We start from the raw sequence: 17,335 nt of genomic DNA on the forward strand, positions 1-17,335 counted from the left end.
CTCCCTCGTGCCGCGTCGAATCTTCCCCCGTGACGGGCTGAATCGTCCTCCGTGCCGCGTTGAATCGTGAGCGGTGCGGCCGGATCGTCACAGGCGACGATTCGAGCTCGCACGACGGAGGATTCGACGCCGCATGAGCGACGATTCGACGCGGCACGAGGGAGGATTCGGCGGTCAGCCCTCGCCGGCGATGAAGGCGCGGACGGCGTCGGCGACGAGCTGTACGGCGATCGCGGAGAGCAGGAGGCCGGCGATCCGGGTGACGAGGAGCACGCCGCCCTCGCGGATCAGCCGGAGGATCGGCAGCGAGAAGCGCATCGCGAGCCAGAGGGCGGCGTGCACGCCGACGATGCCGAGCGCGACGGCGGTCAGGTCGGCGAAGCTGTCGATCTGCTGGACGAACAGCATGGTCGCGACGATCGCGCCGGGACCGGCGAGCAGCGGGGTGCCGAGCGGCACCAGCGCGATGTTGACGTCGCCGGCAGCCGAGGCCTCCTCCTCCTTGCCGGTCAGCAGCTCGAGCGCGACGAGCAGGAGCAGCAGCCCGCCCGCGCACTGCAGCGCCGGCAGCGAGATGCCCAGGTAGTCGAGGATCCGCTGCCCGAAGAACGCGAACAGGGTGATCACGAAGAACGACACCGCCACCGCCTGCCAGGCGGCGCGCTTCGCCGTCGCCGGGCTGCGCCCGGCGGTCAGCGACAGGAAGATCGGCACCGTGCCGACCGGGTCCATGATCACGAACAAGGTGACCAGGACCTCGCCGAGCAGGACCGTGTCGACGACGCTGCTCATCCGACGCCCACCACCGGGGTGCGCGAGCCGAGCTCGGCCGCGCGCGCGACGATCCGCTCGTAGGACGCCGGCGCGGTCGTCTCGACGCCGAGGTGGTGGTCGAGCTTGCCCAGGCCGTGGTGGTCGCTCGAGCCGGTGACCACGAGATCGAGGTCCGCCGCGATCTCCCGCAGGGCGGCGCGCTGCGCCCCGTCGTGGTCCAGGTGGTCGACCTCGATGCCGAAGAGGCCGGCGTCCGCGAGCTCCGCGAACGCCTCGCGGTCGAGGGCCCTGCCGCTCCCCCGGCCCCACGCGTGCGCCACGACCGGGACACCGCCGGCGCCGGTCACCAGGCCGAGCATCGTCACGAGGTCCGCGGCGTAGCGGTCGACGTACGCCGGGCGGCCGGGCCGCAGGAAGCGGTCGAACGCCTCGGACCGGTCCGCGACCACGCCGAGCCGGACCAGCAGGTCGGCCACGTGCGGTCGTCCCGTCGCAGCCGTGTCGCCGGTGATCTCGGCCAGCGCCTCCTCGGTCGCGGGTACGCCGACCGCGCGGAGCCGCGCGAGCATCGCCGGCACGCGCTCCTCCCGGCCCGCCACCACCCGGGACAGCTCCTCGACCAGCGCCGGGTCGTCCGAGGCGGGCAGGTAGGCCAGCAGGTGCACGCCGCTGCGCCGGAACCGGGTGCTGATCTCGATACCGCGGACCAGCCCGATGCCGATCGACTCGGCGGCGGCCGCCGCCTCGGCCCACCCGGCGGTCGAGTCGTGGTCGGTGATCGCCATGACGTCGAGCCCGGCCTCGGCCCCCGCCCGCACCAGCGCGGCGGGCGGCTGCGTGCCGTCGCTCGCCGAGGAGTGGGTATGCAGGTCGATCCGCACCCGTGGAGCCTAGGGCCATCACCGAGTCGGCAGGAACTCGGCGAACCCGGCGCCGAGTCGGCTCAAGCTTGTGCCGGGTCGGCGGTCACCAGGCGGGGCCGGGACCACCGAAGGGAAGGGCGACGAGGCCGGGACCGGTGGCGGACACGTCGCGCAAGATCCAGTCGTCGCGGAGGAGCAGGATCGCGGAGGCGGGCCGCAGCACCAGCCACAGCCAGCGTCCCTCCGCCTCGCCGAGCAGCACCGACCGGTCCAGCTCGCCGTCGCTGCTGCTGACCGAGACCGGCCAGAGCCCGACCGTGCGGGCCTCGAGCCGCACCCGGACGGTCGCCGGGCCGTCGCCCAGCTCCGCGCCGGGATCCGCGCCGTCGCCCAACCCCGCGACCCGGGCGCCGAGACCGGTGCCGGCCTCCTCGCTCACGACGATCACGTCGACCGGCCCGTCGAGCACGCTGGTGCCGGACACGCAGGTCATCGAGGCGACCGCGGAGCCCTGCTCGGGCGCCACGGCCGCGAAGTCGCTGATGCTCCAGCCCGGGCCCAACGGCCAGGGCAGGTACGTCGGGAACGCCGCGGTCCGCCCGAGGTGCCGCGCGAACTCGTCGTAGGTCGCGGACTCCGGTCGCCACAGCGGGACGACCTCCCCGTGCTCGGGACAGCTCCAGCCGCCCGCGCCGTCCTCGCCCACGGGTGCCGAGCAGCGAGGGCAGCCGACACGCAACACCTCGTCAAAACTGGTGCCCAGCGCGGCTCGCGTCAAGCACCACGCCGGGCCGGCCGCAGAACGACCTCAGTCCTCCGCCAGTACGACGACCCGGTCGCCGGGCACCACGCTCAGCGGACGGCTCTTCGGCGGGTTGACGACGACACCGATCGAGGAGCCGTCCTCGGCCAGCGCCTCGGAGGCGAAGCCGATCGCGGTCTCGCCCCGGCGGGCGGCGGAGGCGACGACGGTCGCCCAGGCCACGGCGGTCGCCGGGACGACGTACCACTCTGCCGGCCGGAGGTAGACCTCGCTGCCGTCGGCGGCGAGCAGCTCGGCGAGCACCGGCTCGATCCGCGCGTCCTCGGACAGCTGGGTGACCACGAGGCTGACGATCTCGCCGCTCACGACGACGTCGTCGATGTCCGCGACCTGCGCCAGCTCCCGGTTCCGGTCGTCGATCATCTCGCTGACGATCGGCGTGCTGGCGTCGGCGAGGATGTCGCGCACGTGCAGCAGCGTGATCAACGTCGCGGCGTCGGCCGCCTCGGCGTCGAGGTGGTCGGAGTAGCAGAGCACGATCACCTGGTCGAGGTCCTGGCGGACGTGCGCGTCGAGGACCCGCCGGTCGGTGGTCGGCGCCTTCACCACGGTCACCGCGAGCCGCTCGGTCGCCGGCAGCTCGGGATCGCCGTGGGTGGTCACGATGGTGAGCTCGGACCCCGGCGGCGCGTAGCCGTCGAGCTCCCGCACGATGATCGGCCCGCGCTCGTTCCAGCCGATCAGGACGGCGCTGGTCGGGTGCGGCTGCTCCGGGCCGAGGTCGCTGAACGCCGTGGCGTCGACCGCGACGGTGGACCGGGGTGCGGTGGCGAGCACCCCGTCGTCCTCGGCGACCACGACCAGGGTGGTGCCGCTGACCGGCGTGTCCATCGGCGGGTTGAGGCGGGTGCCCGAGGCGTCGGCGACGCCGATGACCGAGAGGCTCTCGAACGCGAGCAGCGCGTCGCCGTACGTGCTGCCGTCCAGGCCGTGGTCGGTGTGGAAGTAGATCTCGTCGCCCTCGTAGTCGAAGAGCTCGCGGTAGACGGCCGCCGCGCCGGACTGGCGGGAGGTCTGGACGACCAGCTTCGCGACGGTCTCGCGGACGTCGAGGAGCGAGGTGCGCCCGTCGCCCTCCTTGTCGATCAGGCGCGCCGCAGCCAGGTTGGCCGGGTCGCGCAGCTGGGCGACGACCCGGCAGCCCGACGACTCGGCGTGGATCGAGCGCAGCGCCAGCAGCGACTTGATCACCGCCGCGTCGGGGTCGGCGACGTCGTGGACGCCGTGGGGGTCGGGCGAGAGCACGATGACCGACCTGGCGTCGCCGGGGCGCACGATCCGCAGGTCGTCGACGTCGGTCGGCGACCCCGACCGGCAGACGATCCTGGTGCCGCGCAGGTCGGGCACCTTCGCTCGCAGCTCCTCCTCCATCGCGACCTTGTCGCGGTCGGCGAGCACGGCGACCACGGGCCGCCGCCTGCTCTCGTTCGCGATCGCGAGCTCGATCACGACCGTGAAGATCGACTCGGACCAGCCGAGGATCACCGTGTGGTCGGTCTCGAGGACCAGCGACCGGCCCCGGCGCAGGTCGGCGATCCGGTTGTCGATGCCTGCCGAGATGACGCCGATCAGGGCGCTGACGATGAACAGGCCGCCCAGGGTGAGGCCGAGCATGGCCACGAGGAACTGCCAGCTGCCGCTGTCACCGGCCACCGTGCCGGGATCCAGCGCGTGCAGCAGGTCGTAGAACGCCTCGCCCCAGAACCCGAGGCGTGACGCACGGAGCCGGAAGAGCAGGTCGAGGGCCACGAAGCCGAGCACCAACGCGACGGTGACCACGAACAGCCAGGCGATGAGCGCCGGGGTGCCGCGGGAGATCGTGCCGTCGAAGGCGTACCGCAGCCGCGCTCCCAGCCCGGGCTCGGTGTCGACCCGCTTGCGGGCGACGTCCTCGCGCTGTGCGATGGCCTGCGCCGTACGCCGGCGCATGGCCTGTCCAGTCCGCGCCATGGCGCCTCCTCGTCGTCCCGCGCATGGTCCCGCAGGAGCAGCCGCGGCGCGGCGGAATCGGGAGAACCTTTGAGCGATCCTCAGGCGTTCCAGCGCAGCACGACGGCCTGCTCGCGCTCGAAGCCGAGCACCGAGACGGTCGCGGTGTCGAGCCGGAGCAGCCGGCCCTCCGAGGCGGGGAGGCCGAGCCAGCGGGCCGCCAGCGCCCGCAGCGAGTGGCCGTGCGCGAAGGCGAGCGTCGGGCCGGCCGCGGCCCGCGCCCGCGCGACCACCCGGTCCAGTCGCGCCCCGACCTCAGCAGGGGTCTCACCTCCCGGAGCCCCGTGCTCCCAGATCGTCCAGCCGGGCTGCTGCTCACGGATCTCCGGCGTGGTCAGGCCCTCGTAGTCGCCGTACGCCCACTCCACCAGGTCCTCGTCGACCTCGGCGTCGGGGAACCCCGCGAGCTCGGCGGTACGGCGGGCGCGCTGCCGCGGGCTGGTCAGCACCTGCACGAAGCCCACGTCCGCCAGCCGGGCGCGGAGGTCGATCGCGTCCTGCTCGCCGTCGGCGAGCAGCGGCAGGTCGGTGACCGAGGTGTGCCGGCCGTTGCGGCTCCACTCGGTCGGGCCGTGCCGGACCAGCCACAGCTCGGGAGGCTCGGAGCTCATGGGTTCCAGTGTTACGGAACCATGGTGGATGCGGCATCGTCGTACCCACCATGAAGACGCTGCTCGCCGCGAGCCTGCTCGCCACCCTGCCGTTCCTCGCCGCCTGCGGCAGCGACGACACCACCGCGACCGACGACCCGGCGTCCCCCACCACGGACGCGTCGACGACAGGCAGCACCCGGACGGACTTCGGGCCGACCAGCTACAGCTACACCCTGAAGGCGGCGTGCTTCTGCGCCTTCATCGAGCCGGTGCGGATCACCGTCGAGGACGACGCGATCGCCTCCGCCGTCGTCGCGCACGGCGGCCGCGGCTTCACCAAGGGCCAGGACGCCCCGGAGGCGCTCCGCCTCACGATCGACGACCTGCTGGCCAAGGCCGCGGACCCCGAGGTCGACCAGGTGGACCTCGACTGGCCGGACGGCCAGGACTACCCGAGCTCGATCGCCCTCGACCCGATCAAGAACGCGGTGGACGACGAGGTGACCTACTACCTGAGCGACGTGACCGTCACCGGGGGATGAGCGCCCACAGGTCCAGGTCCAGCAGTACGCCGGGCGCGTACTTGCCGTCCTCGCCGCGCAGCGTCCGGCTCGCGGCCTCCTCGCGGCTCTTGGTCGCGACCAGCCGCAGCCGCAGCGCACCCACGCTCTCGCCGAGCTCGGCCTTGTCGAGCACCTCCGACCAGGCGTAGACCGTGTCGCCGGCGAACGCCGGCGCCACGTGCGAGCCGGCGTTGATCGCGGCGACGAGCTGGGCGTTGGCGAGCCCGTTGAACGACAGCGCCCGCGCCAGCGAGATGACGTGCCCGCCGTAGACCAGCCGGTTGCCGTCGGGACGCGCCTCGACGTTGAAGTGCACCTTGGCGGTGTTCTGCCACAGCCGGGTGGCCATCATGTGCTCGGCGTCGGTGAGCGTCACGCCGTCGACGTGGTCGATCGTCTCGCCGACCTCGTAGTCGCCGAACCGGTGCGGCTCCCCCGCGGCGGCGAAGTCGTAGGAGGAGAAGTCCAGCCCCTCGGGCACGACCAGGTCCGCCGCGGCGACCGCCGGGGCGAGCTCGGGGAGGACGGTCTCGGGCGCGGGCGCCGAGGCGTCCCGCTTGTGCACCATCACCCAGCGGCACCACTCCAGCGCGACCTCGCCGCGCTGGTTGGTCGCGGTCGACCGGACGTAGACGACGCCGGTCCTGCCGTTGGAGTTCTGCTTGAGCCCGATGACCTCCGACGACGTGCGCAGCGTGTCACCCGGTGTCACCGGACGGTGGAAGCGGCACTCGGCATAGCCGAGGTTGGCGACGGCGTTGAGCGAGACGTCCGGGACGGTCTTGCCGAACGCGACGTGGAAGGCGACCAGGTCCTCGACCGGGTGCGGGTCGAGGCCGACGGACGCGGCGAACGCCTGCGAGGACGGGATCGCGAACCGCGTGGGGTACAGGGCGCCGTACAGCGCCCGGTCTCCCTCGGTGATCGTGCGCGGCGTCGCGTGCTCGATCACCTGGCCGACGGTGAAGTCCTCGAAGAAGTTGCCCGGATTCGTCTTGGTCGCGGTCACGGGCCGTCATCCTACGGAGACCGGTTTGAGCTTGGTCCAGCCCGTCCAGCCCCGCTCCTCCAGCAGGCGCAGCATCGTGCGTGCGGCCGGCACCGAGTCGAGGAAGACCGCGTCGAGCAGGTCGGCGAGGTCGTCGGGGAGCTGGTCGTCCTCCCAGGCGCCGTCCGGGAGGTCTCGCAGCTGGTCGACCAGCCGGTCGACGACGCCGGCGAGCCGCGGATCGTCGGCGGGCCAGCCCACCACGTCCGCGAGGTCGGCGTACAGCTCGACGACCCGGGGATCGTCGAGCTGCTGTCCCTTCATCTCCATGTAGAACGGCATCTGCTCGGGCAGCTGTGCGGCCACCAGGATCCAGGCGTCCCGCTCGGCCTCGACCATGGCCTCCGGGACGCCGATCCCTCGCAGCCGGTCGAGGTAGGCCACGGCCTCGGGCGGCAGGGCGAGGCTCTCGCCGGCCGCGAGCTGGGCGATCCGCTCACGGTGCCGCTGCAGGTCGCGGATCTCCGTCCGCAGCCGGTGGTCGATCTCCTCCACCGCCGCCGCGAACTCCTCCGGCCCGGCGTCCAGCAGCGCCTTCACGCGGGAGAGGGGCACCCCGGCGTCGGCAAGGGTCCGGATCCGGATCAGCTCGACCACTGCGGCAGCGCCGTAGCGCCGGTAGCCGGAGTGGTCGCGCTCCGGCTCCGGGAGCAGCCCCTTCGCGTGGTAGTGCCGCACCGCTCGCACCGTCACTCCGGCGTAGCCCGCCAGCTGGCTGATCGTGAGCATGGCTCCCATGATCCTCAGGCGATCCGGCGCCGGTACGTCGACATCGCGAGCAGGTAGGCGACGACGAGGATCCCGACGCACCACGCGAGCGCGATCCAGCCGTCGTTGCCGACGGGCTGCTCGGCGTAGAGGCTGCGCAGGGTGTCCACGATCGAGGTGACCGGCTGGTGCTCGGCGAACCAGCGCACCGGCCCGGGCATCCCCGAGGTGGGCACGAACGCCGAGCTGATGAACGGCAGGAAGATCAGCGGGTAGGAGAAGCCGCTCACCCCGTCGACGGACTTCGCGGTCAGCCCGGGGATGACCGCGAGCCAGGTCAGGGCGAGCGTGAAGAGCACGAGGATGCCGACGACACCGAGCCATGCGAGCACGCCGGCGCCGGACCGGAAGCCCATCAGCAGGGCCACCAGCACCACCAGGGCCAGCGAGACCAGGTTGGCCACGACCGACGTCAGCACGTGGCCCCAGAGCACGGCCGAGCGGGCGATCGGCATCGCCTGGAACCGCTCGAAGATGCCGCCCGAGACGTCCATGAAGAGCCGGTAGGCCGTGTAGGAGATCCCGGAGGCGACCGTGATGAGCAGGATGCCGGGCAGCAGGTAGTCGACGTACCTGCCCGACCCGGTGTCGATCGCGCCGCCGAAGACGTAGACGAACAGCAGCAGCATCGCGACCGGTGTGATCGCGGTCGTGATGATCGTGTCCGGGCTGCGCAGGATGTGACGCATCGACCGCTCGAGCAGGACGGCGCAGTCGCTGAGGAAGTGGGTGTTCATCGGTCGTCCTTCGTGATCGCGAGGAAGATGTCTTCGAGGGAGGGCTGCTTCTCGACGTACTCGACGGTCGCCGGCGGGAGCAGCTGCTTGAGGTCGGCGAGGGTGCCGTCGGCGATGATCCGGCCCTCGTGCAGGATCGCGATCCGGTCCGCGAGCTGCTCGGCCTCGTCGAGGTACTGGGTCGTGAGCAGCACGGTCGTGCCCCGGCCGGCGAGCTCCCTGACCATCGCCCAGACCTCGATCCGCGCCTGGGGGTCGAGGCCGGTCGTCGGCTCGTCGAGGAAGACCACCGGCGGCTCCCCGATCAGGCTCATGGCGATGTCCAGCCGGCGGCGCATGCCCCCGGAGTACGTCGCCACCCGCCGGCCGCCCGCGTCGCTCAGGGCGAACCGTGCGAGCAGGTCGTCGGCGATCGAACCGGGGTCCTCCAGGTGCCGCAGCCGGGCGACCAGGACCAGGTTCTCGCGCCCGGTGAGGACCTCGTCGACGGCGGCGAACTGCCCGGTCAGGCTGATCGAGGCGCGCACCTCGGCCGGCTGCGCGGCGACGTCCCGTCCGTCGACGGTCGCCGTCCCACCGTCCGCGCGGAGCAGCGTGCAGAGGATCTTGACGAGCGTGGTCTTGCCGGCGCCGTTGCTGCCGAGCAGCGCGAAGATCGTGCCCCGCTCGACCCGCAGGTCGACGCCGCGCAGCACGTGCAGGTCGCCGTAGGTCTTCTCGAGACCGTGCGTCTCGATGGCTGTTGATGTGGTCATGGGAAGAGCGTGGAACCCTGACGCTGCGTCAAGGTCAACCCCGTTCCGCAGCGGAGTGACCAGTCCCACTCGTCCACCGGACGGCTGCGAAGTGACCCACCGGTAGAGTTCGCTCGGTTGACCAGCAGTGAAAGGGACCCGATGCCGACTCTGTGCCAGACCGAGGGCCTCAACGAGGACCAGACCGAGATCCTCAAGGCCGTTCGCCAGTTCGTGAACGAGCAGATCATCCCGGTCGCTCAGGAGCTGGAGCACGCCGACGAGTACCCGCAGGACATCGTCGACGGGCTCAAGGAGCTCGGCGTCTTCGGCCTCACCATCCCCGAGGAGTACGGCGGTCTCGGCGAGTCCCTGCTCACCTACGCGCTCGTGGTCGAGGAGATCGCACGCGGCTGGATGAGCGTCTCCGGCGTGATCAACACCCACTTCATCGTGTCCTACATGCTGATGCAGCACGGCACCGACGAGCAGAAGCAGAAGTACCTGCCGAAGATGGCGACCGGCGAGGTCCGCGGCGCGTTCTCGATGTCCGAGCCGGGCCTCGGCTCCGACGTCTCCGCGGTCTCGACCAAGGCCACCAAGCTCGACGACGGCAGCTACTCGATCACCGGCCAGAAGATGTGGCTGACCAACGGCGGTACGTCGACGCTGGTCGCGACCCTGGTCAAGACCGACGAGGGTGCCGAGTCGGTCTACAAGAACATGACGACGTTCCTGGTGGAGAAGGAGCCCGGCTTCGGCGAGACCGCCCAGGGCGTCACGATCCCCGGCAAGCTCGAGAAGATGGGCTACAAGGGCGTCGAGACGACCGAGATGATCCTCGAGGACCACAAGATCTCGGCCGACCAGATCCTCGGCGGCGAGCCGGGCAAGGGCTTCTTCCAGATGATGGACGGCGTCGAGGTGGGCCGCGTCAACGTGGCCGCCCGCGCGTGCGGCCTGGCCTGGCGCGGGTTCGAGCTCGGTGTCGCCTACGCCCAGCAGCGCAAGGCCTTCGGCAAGGCGATCGCCGAGCACCAGGCGATCCTGTTCCGCATCGCCGAGATGGCCACCAAGGTCGAGGTCGCCCACACCATGATGGTCCGGGCCGCCCGCCTCAAGGACACCGGCAAGCGGATGGACGTCGAGGCCGGCATGGCCAAGATGGTCGCCTCGGAGTACGCCAACGAGGTCGTCGAGGACTCCTTCCGGATCCACGGCGGCTACGGCTACTCCAAGGAGTACGAGATCGAGCGCCTGATGCGCGAGGTCAAGTTCATGCTGATCGGCGAGGGCACCTCCGACATCCAGAAGATGATCATCGGGCGCTCGCTGCTCAAGGACTACAAGCTCAACGCCTGATCCCCGAGGAGGTACGGCGTGGCTCGCCGGGTCGTGCTGCACGTCGGCACCATGAAGTCCGGGACGAGCTTCCTGCAGGCCCTGTTGTTCGCCCAGCAGGAGCTGCTCGAGGCCCGCGACGTCCTGGTGCCCGGCACGGGGTGGAACGACCAGGTCACCGCCGTCCAGCAGGCGCTGTCCCGCAAGGGCCCGCGCCCGGTCTGGAAGTCGATGTCCCAGCAGATCGCGAACCACCGCGGCGACGCGGTGATCTCGATGGAGTTCCTCGGCCCCGCCCTCGACCCGGCCGCGGAGCGCGTGCTGGAGCCCTTCGAGGGCACCGAGGTCCAGGTGGTGGTCACCGCCCGCGACCTCAACCGGACGCTGGTCTCGATGTGGCAGGAGACCATCCAGAACGGTCGCAGCTGGACCTGGGAGGACTACTACGCCGGCGCCCGCGACGCTGCGCCCGGCACCGACCGCGGCCATGCCGACCGCAAGACCGCCGCCGGCACCTTCTGGCGCCAGCAGCACCTCCTCCGGATCGTCGCTGACTGGGCCGCCCGCGTCGGGAAGGACAACGTCACCCTGGTGACCCTTCCCCACCCGGGAGCCCCGTCCTCGGCCCTGACCGAGCGCTTCATCGACGCCACCGGGTTCCCGATCGACCCGACCCTCCCCGTGCCCCGCGCCAACGAGTCCCTCGGCCTCGCCTCCGCGATGGTGCTGCGGGAGCTGAACGAGGCCCTCGACGCCCGGGGCCTGGCGTTCCCGATCGGTCAGCGACTGCGCAAGCAGGTCGTCGCCAAGACCGCCCTGGCCGCCCTCGCCAAGTCCGAGCCCCGCCTCGGCCTCGAGGTCGCCGACTGGGTCCGGACCCAGACCGATCAGACCGTCGCCGCCGTCCGCGACCTCGGCATCCGCGTCGTCGGCGACCTCGCCGACCTCGACCCCGTCGACGTGCCCGGCGCCACCCCCGCCGACGTCGACGCCGAGACCCGCCTGCGCGCCGCCACCACCGCCCTCACCGCCGCCGTCGCCGACCGGCTGACCTGACGCCTACCTGGGGAGATCCCCACCGCGTCGGGTCAGCCGAACAGGTCGCCGCAGACCTTCGACGAAGCACCCGACAACGTGTACTCCGCCCGCACCGGCCGGTGGTCCGAGGCCGTGGTGGCGAGCACGCTGGACGTGATCGCCGTGAGCCCGTCGCCGCCGTAGAGCTGCAGGTCGATCCGGCCCCGTGGGTGCGACGACGGGTGCGTGAGGCCGCTGCCGACACCGACCGCCCCCCACGTGTCGTGCATGCCGGTGCCGCCGATGATGGTGCGCAGCGGGGTGTCCTGGACCTGGGAGTTGAAGTCGCCGGCGAGCACCTTGGGCCGGTCGTCGGCGGCGATGATGGGCGCGATCGCCTGCGCCTGCCGCACCTTGAGGTAGTCGATCTTGTTCTGCAGGTGGGTGTCGTAGAGGCTGAGCTCGACGCCGTCGACGTCGACGACCGCGTGCAGGAGCCCGCGCTGCTGCCCGCCCGGCCCGTTCGGCAGGTGGGTGTTCTCATAGCTCACGATCGGGAACCGGGAGATGATCGCGGTGCCGTAGAGCCCGCCGCCGTAGTCGACGTTGGTGCCGAACGCGTCCGACCAGCCGCCGAGGTTGGCGGCCAGCCAGCCGGCCTGGTCGACGTGGCCCGACGTGGACCGGTTCTTGTCGACCTCCTGGAGGAGCACGATGTCCGCCCCGGAGCTGCGGATGATGCCGAGGAAGGTTCCGATGCCGCCGCTGATCCGGGCCGACTTGATGTTGTAGGACAGCACCGTGATGTCGGTGTCGACGTCCACGTCCTCGCAGGTCGCGGCCGGCGAGGGCTCCAGCGTCTCGCCCTCCTGAACACGCAGCTGCGGTGAGCGCGCGTCGTCGGAGGGTGTCGACCGGTTCAGGACGGCGTTGACGTCGGCGGTGTCGTCACCGCCCGGACCGACCAGCTTGAACAGGCCGAACAGCAGGCCCGCGATCAGCACGAACCCGAGGACGAGGAGCAGCGGGGACTGGTCCGGCGCGGCCTTGTGACGGCTCATCCACTGTCCCCACGGCCGACCCGGCGCATCAGCCGAGTGTAGGCGCGGCGCGCCGAGGAGGGGGCGGGCGTCCGCCGGTGGCGCTCTCCCGCGTCCGAGCGGCGGCGCACCTCCCCCATCAGCTGGCCGTTGAGCCGGACCGAGGCGGCGAGCAGCTCCGCCTCGGTGACGTCGGCCGGGTGCCGCCGGGCCGGCAGGTCGTCGGGAACCCGCAGCCGCGCGAGGTCGCCGACGACGTCGTAGCGGCCGGCGCCGATGACGTCGAGCGCGCGCTCGCCGCGCTGCCGGGCGTCGGCGACCTGGTCGTCGTCGGGCCAGAACCGCTCCGCGTCCGGGGTCACGAGCAGGCCGTCGGCGAGGAACGTCCGGATCCAGCGGGCCCGCTCCCGGGCCGAGTGGAACTCGCCCAGGTGCGCGTTGAGCCGGCGCAGCAGCTCGGCCTCGACGACGCCCATCGACGCGTTCGGGAACGCCCGCTCGTGCGGCACCGCCTCCGGGTCGACGCCGAGCACGCCGGCGAACCGCCGCCACAGCTCGTCGCGGGGGTCACCCGGACCGGGCGAGACCACGACGTGCACCCGCTCGTCGGGTACGGCGTCCCGCAGCCTCCCGAGCACGAGCCCGAGGTCGAGCGCCCGCCAGTCCCAGACCACCCGCGGGTCGTCGGACTCGGAGCGGCCGTAGTCCGCGAGCGCCGTGGTGCTGCGGTTCTTCAGCGACTCCTGCCAGCTGGAGGAGAACAGGCCGAGCGGCTCGCGTGCGGTGACGACGACGTGCACCTCCGCGGGCGCGAGGTCGGCCACGGCCCGCGCCCACTGCTCGGCCGACGCCGAGCAGAAGAACTCGTGGCTCACCAGCGAGGTGCCCGCGTGGGCCGCGACCTCCGCGCAGACCACCGCCCAGGCGCGATCCGCGCCCGGGCCGCGGCGGGCCACGGCCGGGTCGCCCCGGACGATCAGCGAGGACAGCAGGTGGTCGCGCTTCTCCCGGCCCGGCACGAGAACGCCCAGCTCCGCCAGCCGGTCGCGCTGCGGCCACACGATCGACTGGAGGTACGACGTGCCGGTCTTCGGCAGGCCGATGTGGAGGAAGACGCGCTGCATGGCGGGAACGGGTCAGGCGCCGAGCTCGTCGGTGTACTTCTCCACCAGTGCCGCGACCTTGTCCTGGTCCTGCTGCGCCACGGGAAGGAGCAGCTCCTGGACGAGGTCGATCAGCTCCGCGAGCCGCACGTGCACCGGGTCGATGGTGCGCACCTCGGCCTCGAGCGCCGCGACGCGGTCCTCGAGCTGCCGCAGCCCGGTCATCCGGCGGAACGTGCCGGCCAGCAGCCAGCGGCTCCCGCTCAGCTGCTCCTCGGTCTCCTCAGCCTTCGGCATCGATCAGTTCCCCTTCCACCTGCACGAGGGCACCATCATCACGCCCACGTGATCGTCATCCGGCATCCGCGTGGCTTCGGGTCCCACTCGGACGTCCGCCAGGGCAGCTCGAACCAGTTCGGCTCGAACCAGGTCGTCTCCTCGATCGTCCCGCCGAGTGCGATCGCGTCCTCGGCGACGTCCCGGTGGTCGACCTCCCACACCAGGTCGTCGGGCTCGGCCTCTCGCGGGTCCTCGCTGGCGAAGAACTCCAGGTAGAGCCGGCCGCCGCCGCGCAGCACCATCGAGGAGAAGCGGAACAGCCCCTCACGGCCGCGCCGCGAGGTCGAGTCCACGAAGTGCCGCGCGAGCACCGCGCGGGGACCTTCGATCTCGCGCGCGAGCCGGGCTCCCCAGCCCAGCACCTGCCGCAGCTCGAGGAAGTTCACCAGCTCGGCGCGCAACGGCCAGCCGTGCAGCGCGGAGCGCTCGAGGTGGTAGTCGGTGGCGTAGAGCGAGTAGTCGAGGCCGATCGTCGGGTGCCGCTCGCTGGCCAGGAACGCCATGTCCTGGCCGCGCCCGCAGCCGACGTCGACCACGGTGCAGCCCGCAGGCTCGGCGCGGTGCAGCAGCCGCGCCACGTGGTGCGGCTTGATGAAGGGCCGCTGGAGCTTGGCGGCGTGGTACCAGGCGTCCCACTGGTTGCGCCGGTCGCGGACCCCGCGGAACCAGCGGCTCAACCGCTCGCGCGCCGCCGTACCGGGGTCGAAGACGAACGTCGGGTCGGGGATCCGCCAGCCCGGGCCGTACATGAGCTCCAGCAGCCGCTCGGGCTCGGCCGGCGCCGGGAACTCCTCCCCCTCCAGGGTGACCGTCGAGCGCGGCAGCAGCCACTCGCGCCGGAACGGCGCGTGGATCTCGCCGAGGAACGCGAGCAGCCCACCGTCCCAGAAGCCGCCGAAGACGTCGAGGCCACGCCGGATGCCGGAGTCGTCGTAGACGAACACCTTCACGCCGGCGCCGCTGTAGCGCTCGACCTCCATGCCGGCCCGGACCAGCCGGCGCTCGAGCCGGAGCGACTCGCGCACCACGTCGACGGGCTGGCTGCGCTCGCTGATGTAGCCGAGGTCGACGTCGTTGTCGTGGCCGATGAACGCACCGCCGCGGACCGCTCCGAGCAGGGTGCCGTAGGCGAGGAAGCCCTCGAGGCCCGCGTCCTCCAGCACCCCGAGCACCGCGTGCGCAGCGCCGAGCAGCGCCCCGGTCGCGTCCTCGTTGCCCTCGAAGGGCAGCGAGAGCCGGCCCTTGGAGTCCATGATGAGCGGCCGGCCCATCCGGTCCTCGATCCGGACCCGCTCGTCGCTGGAGCCGAAGTGCAGCTCCTCGGTCGCGAGCACGGTGCGTTCCTGGTCGCGGATCACGACCTCGGCGACGCCCTTGAGGTGCTGCGCGAGCTGCTTGGGCCAGGGCACCCACCACTCGGGTCCGTCACCGGTGTCGGCGGCGCGCGGCGTACCGGCCTGGTCGGCCCGGAACGACCACACCCGCCGGCCGTCGAAGACGACGTCGAGCACGCGATCGGGGTCGGTCGACACGGCGATGCCGGCCAGCCCGAGCCGCACCGTCTCTCCGGGTTCGGTCACCTGCTGCCCGCTGCTCACACCAGGGACGCGAACCGCTCGGGGATCCGGGCGAAGGGACGTTTCCGCATCGCGACGACCTGGCCGTCGCCCACGGCCTTCCACAGGTCACCGCGCACCTGGACGATCCCGTCGACGAGCTCCTGGCGCGGCCGGAACCGCTTGACGGCCTCCGGGTCGAGGTCGGCGTTGATCTGCTCCAGGATGGCGACCATCGAGTCGCCGGACTGCTCCCAGCTGGTGCCCTTGGCACGGTTCTCGCCCTGGTTGAGGGCGTGCCGGTTGGCGGCGCTGGCCTTGAGCTGGTCGAGGTCGGCGAACTTCATGTGGAACATGATGAGGTCATCGTCGATCTGGTAGGGGCATTTGATGCCGTGCGAGGCGCGTCCCCAGTCGATCCGGTTCCACTTCAGGCTGGGCTTGCACATCAGCTGGACGAACTTCGCGAAGCGGCGCTGCTCGAGGAAGGGCCGGTCGAAGTCGAGCGCGCTCTCGCGCTCGAGGTCGTGGACCACGTTGAAGCCCATCACCCCGACCGCGTCGCGCCCCTCGGTCGTGGCGACGAACTGCCGCAGACCGGCGTGGCGCTGCGGGTCCGCGACCACGAACTCGTCGGCATCGGCGAACAGGACCGCGTCATAGGCGTAGAGCAGGCTCGACGACAGGCCGTTGAGGATCCCGATGCGGGACACCTCGAAGTTGTACTTGCGCAGGTAGGGATAGCGCAGCACCGTGCAGCCGAGGTCGTCGGTCGACCCGTCGGAGCTGTGGTCGTCGATGACGAAGACGTTCTCGGCGCCGAGCTCGCGGATGTAGTGCTGGGCCCAGCGCCGGATCATCGCGCCCTCGTCGCGGGCCATGGTCACTGCCGCGACCAGCGGAAGCTCACCGGGCTCGCGCTCTCGTGGGAGCGGGACCTCCTCGGCCGGCGTTGCCCGACGGTTGCCCCAGGGCAGGCGGCTGCTCATGCGTCCTCCCCCGTACGTCGGCGCCGGCGATGGCTCCGATCGGACTCCGCCCACGACTCGAGGGAACGCGCGAGCGCCGCAACGGTGGCGTCGAGGACCTCCTCCTGCGTGACCTGGTCGGCGTGGATGCCCTTGACCGGCACCGGACGCAGGTCGAACAGGTCGCCGACGACCCGGTGCCCCGCGCGTTGCAGCCGCTCGATCTGGCTCTCCCCCGCCTTGACCACCCAGGAGGCGTCCAGGCCGAGCCGCGGCTCCTCCTTGCTGCGGAAGACCATGCCGCGCTTGGCCAGCTTGTGCTTCACGTAGGTGTCGTAGAGAGGCGGCATCTTGCCGAGCTCCTCGTGGTAGGCCTGGTTGAGCCGGAGCAGCACCAGCGCGGAGGTCAGCCCGATGCCGGGGTTGGCGCGCACGGCGAGGTCGCACCCGTCCGCGTCGAAGCCGGCTGCGTCGGCGAACCGGCGCCAGAGGACGTCCGGGTCCGCACCCTTGGGCGGCAGGGTCACCAGCGTGAGCCGGTCGTCGCCGAGGCCCTTGGTCCAACGGGCCGCGATCTCGGGGATGCCCTGGTGCTTCCAGAAGTTGCGCGCGACGCGGTCGCCCGACCTGCGCTGGCGGACCGAGTCGAGGTACTGGCCCCAGGGCGTCGTCCCGCCGTTCTGCACGGCCTCGAGCCACATCGCAGGGATGTTCCGGCCGAGGTCGCGGCAGGTGAGCACCGCCTCGACGGTGGTGTCGGGGAACGCAGCGCGGATCTGGGCGATCTTCTGCTCCGAACGGGGGGCGAGGAACTCCATCGACACCACCGCGGTGCCCGGCCAGGCGTTGATCTCCTCGACCAGCCGCTGCCATGGTCCGTCCGGCGCGGTCGCCGGCTGGCCGGGGCCGCCGGTCGCGATCACGTCGCGCACGCCGCTGACCTGCGCTCGCCAGCGTGGGCCGGGGAAGAGCACGCCACGTTCGGCAAGCAGGTCCTTGTTGTGGCCGAGGGCGTTCTGGAGGAAGCTGGTCCCCGATTTCATCGACCCCAGGTGAAGCACGAGACGCCCAGCCACGCC

Annotated in this window: 18 protein-coding genes; 3 read left to right on the forward strand and 15 right to left on the reverse strand. The window is 71.8% G+C overall.

Features of this window, described 5'->3' with window-relative positions:
• Positions 1-174: 174 nt before the first annotated feature.
• The 5 genes from ABD709_RS14825 to ABD709_RS14845 form a co-directional block, all read right to left on the reverse strand.
• Positions 175-792: a MarC family protein gene (locus tag ABD709_RS14825; RefSeq protein WP_344776743.1), complete on the reverse strand. Its 618-nt coding sequence runs from the start codon at positions 790-792 to the stop codon at positions 175-177.
• Positions 789-1,655 (reverse strand): PHP domain-containing protein, encoded by an 867-nt coding sequence (locus ABD709_RS14830; protein ID WP_344776745.1) that lies wholly within the window; start codon positions 1,653-1,655, stop codon positions 789-791. Before ABD709_RS14830 ends, ABD709_RS14825 begins: the two co-directional genes overlap by 4 nt.
• 85 nt (positions 1,656-1,740) lie before the next feature.
• Positions 1,741-2,379, reverse strand: coding sequence for a DUF6758 family protein (locus ABD709_RS14835; RefSeq protein ID WP_344776747.1), 639 nt, complete (start codon positions 2,377-2,379; stop codon positions 1,741-1,743).
• Between the two features lie 66 nt (positions 2,380-2,445).
• Complete coding sequence (locus ABD709_RS14840; protein ID WP_344776748.1) at positions 2,446-4,410, reverse strand: CASTOR/POLLUX-related putative ion channel; 1,965 nt, start codon at positions 4,408-4,410, stop codon at positions 2,446-2,448.
• Positions 4,411-4,490: 80 nt separating this feature from the next.
• Positions 4,491-5,060, reverse strand: coding sequence for a histidine phosphatase family protein (locus ABD709_RS14845; protein ID WP_344776750.1), 570 nt, complete (start codon positions 5,058-5,060; stop codon positions 4,491-4,493).
• Positions 5,061-5,110: 50 nt separating this feature from the next.
• On the opposite strand from ABD709_RS14845, the gene ABD709_RS14850 reads away from it, so the two are divergent.
• The gene (locus ABD709_RS14850; RefSeq protein ID WP_344776752.1) at positions 5,111-5,584 is read left to right on the forward strand and encodes a DUF6174 domain-containing protein; all 474 of its coding nucleotides are present in this window, start codon (positions 5,111-5,113) and stop codon (positions 5,582-5,584) included.
• On the opposite strand, the gene ABD709_RS14855 is transcribed toward ABD709_RS14850, so the two are convergent.
• From ABD709_RS14855 to ABD709_RS14870, 4 genes are read right to left on the reverse strand one after another with little or no spacing between them, the layout of a single operon-like run.
• On the reverse strand, positions 5,571-6,614 hold the full coding sequence (locus tag ABD709_RS14855; RefSeq protein ID WP_344776754.1) for a MaoC family dehydratase: 1,044 nt from the start codon (positions 6,612-6,614) through the stop codon (positions 5,571-5,573). The two genes, ABD709_RS14850 and ABD709_RS14855, sit on opposite strands and share 14 nt — an antisense overlap.
• 6 nt (positions 6,615-6,620) lie before the next feature.
• Positions 6,621-7,382, reverse strand: a complete 762-nt coding sequence (locus tag ABD709_RS14860; protein ID WP_344776756.1) for a MerR family transcriptional regulator — start codon at positions 7,380-7,382, stop codon at positions 6,621-6,623.
• A 14-nt stretch (positions 7,383-7,396) separates the two neighbouring features.
• Positions 7,397-8,158 (reverse strand): ABC transporter permease, encoded by a 762-nt coding sequence (locus tag ABD709_RS14865; protein ID WP_344776758.1) that lies wholly within the window; start codon positions 8,156-8,158, stop codon positions 7,397-7,399.
• The gene (locus ABD709_RS14870; protein ID WP_344776760.1) at positions 8,155-8,913 is read right to left on the reverse strand and encodes an ABC transporter ATP-binding protein; all 759 of its coding nucleotides are present in this window, start codon (positions 8,911-8,913) and stop codon (positions 8,155-8,157) included. Before ABD709_RS14870 ends, ABD709_RS14865 begins: the two co-directional genes overlap by 4 nt.
• A 141-nt stretch (positions 8,914-9,054) precedes the next feature.
• On the opposite strand from ABD709_RS14870, the gene ABD709_RS14875 reads away from it, so the two are divergent.
• Positions 9,055-10,254, forward strand: a complete 1,200-nt coding sequence (locus tag ABD709_RS14875) for an acyl-CoA dehydrogenase family protein (RefSeq protein WP_344776762.1) — start codon at positions 9,055-9,057, stop codon at positions 10,252-10,254.
• Between the two features lie 18 nt (positions 10,255-10,272).
• Positions 10,273-11,289 carry a hypothetical protein gene (locus tag ABD709_RS14880; protein ID WP_344776764.1) on the forward strand — a complete coding sequence of 339 codons (1,017 nt, stop codon included), beginning with the start codon at positions 10,273-10,275 and terminating at the stop codon, positions 11,287-11,289.
• Positions 11,290-11,321: 32 nt separating this feature from the next.
• On the opposite strand, the gene ABD709_RS14885 is transcribed toward ABD709_RS14880, so the two are convergent.
• Genes ABD709_RS14885 through ABD709_RS14910 form a run of 6 tightly spaced genes read right to left on the reverse strand, consistent with a single transcriptional unit; the run spans position 11,322 to position 17,332 of the window.
• Entirely contained in the window at positions 11,322-12,311 is a 990-nt protein-coding gene (locus ABD709_RS14885; RefSeq protein WP_344776765.1) for an endonuclease/exonuclease/phosphatase family protein, read from the reverse strand.
• The gene (locus tag ABD709_RS14890; RefSeq protein ID WP_344776767.1) at positions 12,308-13,414 is read right to left on the reverse strand and encodes a type 1 glutamine amidotransferase family protein; all 1,107 of its coding nucleotides are present in this window, start codon (positions 13,412-13,414) and stop codon (positions 12,308-12,310) included. Before ABD709_RS14890 ends, ABD709_RS14885 begins: the two co-directional genes overlap by 4 nt.
• A 12-nt stretch (positions 13,415-13,426) precedes the next feature.
• A complete protein-coding gene (locus ABD709_RS14895; protein WP_344776769.1) occupies positions 13,427-13,690 on the reverse strand; it encodes a DUF6752 domain-containing protein in 264 nt (87 codons plus the stop codon).
• A gap of 38 nt (positions 13,691-13,728) precedes the next feature.
• Entirely contained in the window at positions 13,729-15,312 is a 1,584-nt protein-coding gene (locus tag ABD709_RS14900; protein ID WP_344776771.1) for a LicD family protein, read from the reverse strand.
• Between the two features lie 14 nt (positions 15,313-15,326).
• Positions 15,327-16,277, reverse strand: a complete 951-nt coding sequence (locus ABD709_RS14905) for a glycosyltransferase family 2 protein (RefSeq protein WP_344776773.1) — start codon at positions 16,275-16,277, stop codon at positions 15,327-15,329.
• Positions 16,274-17,332 (reverse strand): hypothetical protein, encoded by a 1,059-nt coding sequence (locus ABD709_RS14910; RefSeq protein WP_344776775.1) that lies wholly within the window; start codon positions 17,330-17,332, stop codon positions 16,274-16,276. The genes ABD709_RS14905 and ABD709_RS14910 overlap by 4 nt, the downstream gene beginning before the upstream one ends.
• Between the last annotated feature and the right edge of the window lie 3 nt (positions 17,333-17,335).

This window comes from Nocardioides panacisoli (assembly GCF_039537325.1).
Classification (GTDB): domain Bacteria; phylum Actinomycetota; class Actinomycetes; order Propionibacteriales; family Nocardioidaceae; genus Nocardioides; species Nocardioides panacisoli.

What these genes read in the sequence shown, in the direction of transcription:
- ABD709_RS14870 (WP_344776760.1), bottom strand. Translation starts at nt 8,913, where the DNA reads ATGACCACATCAACAGCCATCGAGACGCACGGTCTCGAGAAGACCTAC.
- ABD709_RS14905 (WP_344776773.1), bottom strand. Translation starts at nt 16,277, where the DNA reads ATGAGCAGCCGCCTGCCCTGGGGCAACCGTCGGGCAACGCCGGCCGAG.
- ABD709_RS14850 (WP_344776752.1), top strand. Translation starts at nt 5,111, where the DNA reads ATGAAGACGCTGCTCGCCGCGAGCCTGCTCGCCACCCTGCCGTTCCTC.
- ABD709_RS14890 (WP_344776767.1), bottom strand. Translation starts at nt 13,414, where the DNA reads ATGCAGCGCGTCTTCCTCCACATCGGCCTGCCGAAGACCGGCACGTCG.
- ABD709_RS14875 (WP_344776762.1), top strand. Translation starts at nt 9,055, where the DNA reads ATGCCGACTCTGTGCCAGACCGAGGGCCTCAACGAGGACCAGACCGAG.
- ABD709_RS14885 (WP_344776765.1), bottom strand. Translation starts at nt 12,311, where the DNA reads ATGAGCCGTCACAAGGCCGCGCCGGACCAGTCCCCGCTGCTCCTCGTC.
- ABD709_RS14895 (WP_344776769.1), bottom strand. Translation starts at nt 13,690, where the DNA reads ATGCCGAAGGCTGAGGAGACCGAGGAGCAGCTGAGCGGGAGCCGCTGG.
- ABD709_RS14865 (WP_344776758.1), bottom strand. Translation starts at nt 8,158, where the DNA reads ATGAACACCCACTTCCTCAGCGACTGCGCCGTCCTGCTCGAGCGGTCG.
- ABD709_RS14840 (WP_344776748.1), bottom strand. Translation starts at nt 4,410, where the DNA reads ATGGCGCGGACTGGACAGGCCATGCGCCGGCGTACGGCGCAGGCCATC.
- ABD709_RS14845 (WP_344776750.1), bottom strand. Translation starts at nt 5,060, where the DNA reads ATGAGCTCCGAGCCTCCCGAGCTGTGGCTGGTCCGGCACGGCCCGACC.
- ABD709_RS14825 (WP_344776743.1), bottom strand. Translation starts at nt 792, where the DNA reads ATGAGCAGCGTCGTCGACACGGTCCTGCTCGGCGAGGTCCTGGTCACC.
- ABD709_RS14860 (WP_344776756.1), bottom strand. Translation starts at nt 7,382, where the DNA reads ATGCTCACGATCAGCCAGCTGGCGGGCTACGCCGGAGTGACGGTGCGA.